Here is a 6,632-nt window from a genome sequence, read left to right as displayed (position 1 = left end):
CCAATTATGCCGCCGGGTGCATAGCCAAAATCGATATTATTAACAACTTGCGCTGCTGCGAGATTGATAAGGTAGGGTTCATTGCCGGTGGATAAGGTGCCGCCAGGAAGATTATTGCTGACAGCAAATTCATCAACATCCACCCAATATTGTCCTGGAGCAACATTTACAAATTGGTAGAATCCATTGGCATCCGTGACTTTAAATTCAATCAATTGATCATCTGCATCACGTTCACCCAGGATGCCAGCATCGCGGTATAAGGAAACACCGATATTTGCTAGTCCTTGCTCACTAGCACTTTGAACTCCATCAGCATTATCGTCTCTAAATACGATATCTCCAATTATGCCGCCAGGTGCATAACCAAAGTCAACTGAATCGATGATTTGTCCTGCTCCTACAGTAACCAAAGTAGGCTCACTGCCCGAAGTTAAAGTATGATTTGGGATATTATAGTTAACAGAGACTTCATCAACATCAACCCAATAATTTCCAGGAGTCACATTGGTAAATTGATAATATCCGTTACTATCAGTGACTTTAAAATCCACTAATTCATCTAAGGCATCTCTTACACCCAGTTCGCCTGCATCACGGTACAATCCAATTCCTATGCCTGCAATGCCTGGTTCAATGAAATTATGATGGGTATCTGCATTCAAATCGGCAAACACAAAATCACCAATGGAGCCACCAATTGGATTGATTGTTATGCTGACACTGCTGGTAGCCATTTTTGGATCTGGCGCACCATTGGTGGTGCCATTATCACCAATTGTATAATTAATTGTATCTGTACCGTAGTAATCAGCTAAAGGGGTATATGACAATGTACCATCGGCATTAATAACGACACTACCATGAGCTGCAGCGGCACCAATGACAGACAATGTCTGACCTGCTTCATTGGAGGGACCTGCCACATCATTGCCAAGGACATTAATGAAATTATTGCTCGAACCTTGATCTACCGTTGCGCTGTCGGGAGCTGCAGTTGGTGCGTCATTAACTTCAGTTACTGTGATACTGACACTACTGGTTGCCGTTTTCGGATCGGCTGCGGCATTGGTGGTACCATTGTCCTTTATGGTGTAGGTGATTGTATCATCTCCAAAATAATTGGTATTTGCCGTGTAGGATAATGTGCCATCCGCATTGATAGTAACGGTTCCATGTAATGCGGTAGCACTAATGACGGATAAGGTTTGTCCCGCTTCGTTGGCAGGACCTTTGCTGTCATTGCCAAGGACGTTGATCACATTATTGATTGAATCTTCTGCCACCACAGCACTGTCAGGATTGGCAATAGGGGCATCATTTATTTCTGTTACATTGATAGCCACAGTACCAACGGCCGTTTTCGGATCGGCTGTGCCATTGGTGGTACCATTGTCCTTTATGGTGTAGGTGATCGTGTCCTCTCCGAAATAATTGGCATTTGCTGTGTAAGATAAAGTGCCATCCGCATTGATGGTAACACTACCATGTAATGCAGTTGCACTAATAACGGATAAGGTTTGACCTGCTTCATTGGGAGGGCCTTTGCTATCATTGTCAAGGACGTTAATTACATTATTGCTGGAATCTTCTGCCACCACAGCACTGTCAGAATTAGCAATAGGAGCATCGTTTATTTCTGTCACATTAATAGCCACTGTACCAACGGCTGTTTTCGAATCGGCTGCGCCATTGGTGGTACCATTGTCCTTTATGGTGTAGGTTATCGTATCCTCTCCAAAATAATTGGCATTTGCTGTGTAAGATAAAGTGCCATCCGCATTGATGGTAACACTACCATTTAAAGCGCTTGCACTAATCACGGATAAGGTTTGTCCTGCTTCGTTGGCAGGGCCTTTGCTATCATTGTCAAGGACGTTAATTACATTATTGCTGGAATCTTCTGCCACCACAGCATTGTCAGCATTTGCAGTGGGGGCATCATTAACTTCAGCCACATTTAATGTGGCAATTGCCGTGGAAGTACCACCAGCACCATCTGAAATGACATACTCAAAACTAGCAATGCCATTAAACTCACTAAGAGGAGTAAATGTAATAACGCCATCGACAAATTGCACAGTACCATTCACTGCATTTTTTACTTCAATAATTTGTAATACATCTGGATCAACATCGGTATCGTTGGCTAGAAGAGCAGCGGGGGAAATAGTAATTGGAGTGTCTTCAGACATATTAATCGTATCATCATGTGCAATAGGCGCCGTGTTGATATGTATGATTTCGACGGCTTCAAAATTTCTTACGGATAAATTAATGCCGTTGAAAGTAAAATATGCATTTGCATCATAGCCTGAGCTTAAAGGATTCGAATTAGCATTATTTGCTATCCATGTGCGCAACGCTTCGATTTCTGTTTGTAAAAATTGATATTCGGGGGTAGTTAGTTCAAAAATTAAGGTGTCAAATCCTGCTCCGCCATTATAGACATCAATGTCAGCGCTATTAATGCTTGTGTGAATGACAATATCACTACCATTGCCACCATCAATACTGTCGTTACCACTGCCTCCTGATAAAATATCATCACCCTCACCACCGGTAATGGTATCATTGCCCGCATCTCCGGAAATAATATCCTCTCCCTGACCTCCCATTAACTTATCATTACCATCACCACCGCTAAGCGTATCGTCACCTGCTCCACCATTAATGGTGTCATTACTTGAAGTTCCCGTTAAGGTATCGTCAGTTGATGTGCCAGTAACCGTAGCCATTTCGATCCCCTTTCTCATGAATGATTCCAGCATATCCAGTCACCGAAATCGATTTGCCAACAGGATAAGTGTTTTGGGCCAAGACTAATCCTATATGCTACGTTACGCCAAGCCGTAAACACATACCTCACTCAATGATTGCTATTGGGACGATAGGTGAAATAAATCCTATCGACTATGCCCCTGGGATTGAGTCTTCCTTGAGCGATTACGAGATTGAAAAATTGGTGAGATCCCTGATGTTCTACGGAGCTTAAGCGAATTTCATTGGGTATTTTTTAATTATAGGATATTGTGTTCAAAAATTGCATAATCGCTAAAAATTTTTATTTTAACTGATCTAATAAAAAGTAGGTTTTATTAATTTGGCTATTTTGGGTATTTCTACCCATATTTAGCTGTAATAATTGGTATTGTAATTGATCAAATTATTTGAATTTAGATCTATTTGGTGGTTTATGAAGAATGAAAAACAACCTAGCGAAAGGAAAGCACGCGAATTGTTGCATGACATAAAAATGAAGGTTAGGAGTCTAGGGAAGAGGATTGTTGATGATTGGATACAGTCTAATATCGACGGAGAATCTTTGGGGGAATGGCTAAGATTAAAAACCGTCATTAATATGAATCATGTATGCAATGCTTTTTATCGAGGGAGTGCTTTTTATCGATCGGACAATTACCATTTTGCTAATGCAATACAACCGCGTGATGAAAACAATGAAACTATAACAACGATGGCCTCATTAGGACCGATAGATTATTATGGTCTAACTGATGAGACTTATGATCAACTCCATGTTTGCAGTAGTTATACCATTGCCGAGGGTAACCATAGCCCATCGCAAATTTTACTAGATTTATTGTTTTCACGTACATCATTAGATTGTTCCGCAGCGCTACAAATTGCAAATTATCTTACCTTGCTTGATGCATTAAAATTATGTCATGGTGCAAAGGGCGCGCAAATATTCGATACTGTATTCGGCTCAAAACCCAACGAAGCACATAACCTAAATCAATTGCGTTTTGGGACAATGGGGTGTTTTTGGAGCGCTGATTGGCATGATTTCTCACCGCTTTATTTTTTTACTGTCTATGGTGAACCTAAGGTGACGTTGGAGAATCTGCAAAATGATCCTGATAAGTACGTGGGCTCTCGATTTTACATTCGGGGAAATGTTAATTATTCGAATAAACATCCAAGAGAGTCTGCTCAAGGCTGGAATGTAATTTTTTTAGGCTTAGATGAAAATCGAGCACCACTTTTTTTAGCTGCTTGTGAGGTCGGTCAGCGATTTATTTTTACTTATCAGGAAATGCTGGCTATTTTGGAGGCAGGGTTTAATAAATTCCCTGAATATCAAAATAATCAATACGCCTCTAGTTTTTGCCAAGAGGGTGATTTAGTTGGATTGAAGGAAAATAGCCAACTACTGTTTGATACTCTGAGAGTCAAGGTATTATTAACTCATCCTTCAGAATGTATAAAAATACTCAGTGATTATTGTCAGCGAAATTACACCCGGGCAGTACTTCCCGAAGGTTATGATACCACTTCAAAAAATATCAGCCCCAAAGTAATTCATCTCCCAGTAATTCAGGAAGTAAAGGATGATCATGATGCTACTTTATTAAAATTTTGCAAATCTGATTTTAGACCTGATCCTGTAGAATTGAGAGTTCGTGATGATTTGGATCGTAGTCTTGAAACAATCAGACGTCGCCATTTGTATTTCTTTAACGACGAAGAAGCACGTAAAACCTATAAGTTTATAAAAAAAGCGGCAAGGCTGCTTAACGATATTTACGCTGCTGATTCTGTTGAAGATGAGGAAATTGCAATTTATTTGCAGAAAACATTAGTGCGAATTAATAAGTTAGAAGAACAATTGCGACAAAATAAACTACAACAAGAGGAGCTAAAGAGTTTAACTGACTTCGTTGAGCAACTAGAAGTAATCGAAACTGAAAGGAATCAGCCTTTATAAACACAAGATGAGATGCAAAACCCTCTAACGAGGGTTTTGCAAGAATAATCAATTGAATGTAAGTCGATCTTCTTCGCCAGAGGGCACTTGCGTCGTAGCGATGGATGGTTGGAAAAAGGCGTTCGGCTGACGACGTATCTGCAAGCTGGCTAATTGTAGTAGGGTGCAGATTTCCATTAGCTTGGATAAGAAAACTTTGCCTTCTCCGAACGTTGGGTTCAGAGGGGGATCAATAATTAATTGTTCGTGCGGGGTAGCTTGAACTTGTTTTCTGATGTATTTAGGACGCTCAAGAGAAGCCTGACTCTCTGTGACTGCAGGTCTGGCTCCTACATCGAACTGCTTGGGAAGAGCGTTTTTAATCTGAGATAGAATTAAACTTGCTTGGGTGTAATTTTCACTTTCTGGGTTATGGTAATGTTGAGTTCTAATATGTAAATAGGGTCGTGTCATACTTTTAAGCACCTTTCCATCGAATGGAATAAGATCTTGTATTACAGAGTTATTTGGGAAGGATTTTTTTAGAATGGCAAGAACACTATTGACAAAATTCGTATCTTGACTTCCTTTGACTTCAAATTGTTTCAAAATCTTTACTTGATTAAGAAGCTCTTCAGGATTAACTTGCTTTATAATGCATGCTTTGCGATTGTTACCTAAATCTTTTATTTCTATATCAACGAATTTAAGGAGCATTAGACTATCAATTGCTCTTAATGTCTGTTGCGTTGATGAAAGATGGGTATCCATTGCAGGAGTGCGCAAGTCAATAGGGAACTCCATATTGGAAGAGTGGAAATAGAGTTCAAATTCAATACCAAAAAGTAGTTTTAAACCGTCTTGGATTTCAACTAAACCGGAGCCAGTTTCACTATTTAATGAATTCAATAATTCAAGAATAGAGAACATCTGTTTTTTAGTTTCTTCTTCTCCTTCATCCTCTTCAATGGTCTCTTTTAATCTGATAGCCAACATATTGCCATTGATGGTTGCCGGTGTATGTGTTACTCCACGATAATAACGTTTGTCATTAAAGGACATACGAATAGGAGTTGTGTGAACAATCTCTTTTTGTTCCTGAATATCAATTTTGTTTAAAATATCACGAGGTAGCATTTTAAGTTTTTCAAGATCACAACGCGTAATAATAAACTCCACACCTTCGGTGTGAATTGTATGCCCCTCTTCATATTCTATCGCGTTTTGAGTAGCCAAATAGGCTAAAACAGCTCTAACATTTTTTATTTTCTCTTGATCTTTTATGGGATAGGTACGCAAATCTGTTGTAGAACCTTCTTCCCAGGAGCGACTACCGGAGTTTTCAATGCGTAGGGAGCTGTCATCAAGATGTAGCTCTTGACACAGTATTTTTTTTACCTGATGAATATAGGCAAGCCCATTTTCATCTAAATTGGCCATTAACTCAATAATATCTTTCATTTAAGAGAGCTCCTTTTAGGAATCTATTTGAAACTTCGAAATTAAGCTTCAAATAGGTTATAAAACAAACAAAGAGCTGCAATGTTAGATTAATTTTCACAAAAAATAAACAAAAAATGGATTTATTGGGAACGGCACTGATATCTAAAATGCCAATTTTAATTGTTGCCAGTATTGGTTATACAGAATCAAAGTTTCCTCACCTACATCACGCTGAAAATATCCGTGCTTTAAGGTTTCACTAGAGGGATAGACAATTGGATTTTTGCTGATTTCTGTTGGCAGAAGGGTTTTGCTTTTTGCATTCGTTATGGCGTGGCCTTCGCTCAACGCTATTTTTGCACCAATATCAGGTCTTAGCATGAAATTAATAAATTCATAGGCTTCTTTGGGATGTGGTGGATTGTTGGGGATAGCAAGGCAATCAACCCAAATGACAAAACCATCTTCAGGATAATTAAAA

General features: G+C 39.3%; 4 protein-coding genes. 1 reads left to right on the top strand and 3 read right to left on the bottom strand.

Annotated features, from left to right (window positions below; translation table 11 throughout):
• On the bottom strand, positions 1 to 2,738 hold a 2,738-nt coding region (locus tag Lbru_RS09450; RefSeq protein ID WP_193786918.1), incomplete at its 3' end, for an Ig-like domain-containing protein.
• A gap of 458 nt (positions 2,739 to 3,196) precedes the next feature.
• On the opposite strand from Lbru_RS09450, the gene Lbru_RS09445 reads away from it, so the two are divergent.
• Positions 3,197 to 4,729, top strand: a complete 1,533-nt coding sequence (locus Lbru_RS09445; protein ID WP_058441892.1) for a hypothetical protein — start codon at positions 3,197 to 3,199, stop codon at positions 4,727 to 4,729.
• A gap of 48 nt (positions 4,730 to 4,777) precedes the next feature.
• On the opposite strand, the gene Lbru_RS09440 is transcribed toward Lbru_RS09445, so the two are convergent.
• On the bottom strand, positions 4,778 to 6,169 hold the full coding sequence (locus Lbru_RS09440) for a hypothetical protein (RefSeq protein ID WP_058441891.1): 1,392 nt from the start codon (positions 6,167 to 6,169) through the stop codon (positions 4,778 to 4,780).
• Between the two features lie 144 nt (positions 6,170 to 6,313).
• Positions 6,314 to 6,632: ABC transporter substrate-binding protein (locus Lbru_RS09435; protein ID WP_157061510.1), on the bottom strand; the 319-nt coding region annotated here is incomplete at its 5' end.

It is taken from the genome of Legionella brunensis (assembly GCF_001467025.1).
GTDB classification, from domain to species: Bacteria; Pseudomonadota; Gammaproteobacteria; order Legionellales; family Legionellaceae; genus Tatlockia; species Tatlockia brunensis.
Note: the sequence above shows the minus strand (reverse complement) of the source record. Positions and strands in the feature narration are given on the sequence as shown.

Coding starts and splice junctions, on each gene's coding strand:
- Lbru_RS09445 (WP_058441892.1), top strand. CDS start 3,197: ATGAAGAATGAAAAACAACCTAGCGAAAGGAAAGCACGCGAATTGTTG.
- Lbru_RS09440 (WP_058441891.1), bottom strand. CDS start 6,169: ATGAAAGATATTATTGAGTTAATGGCCAATTTAGATGAAAATGGGCTT.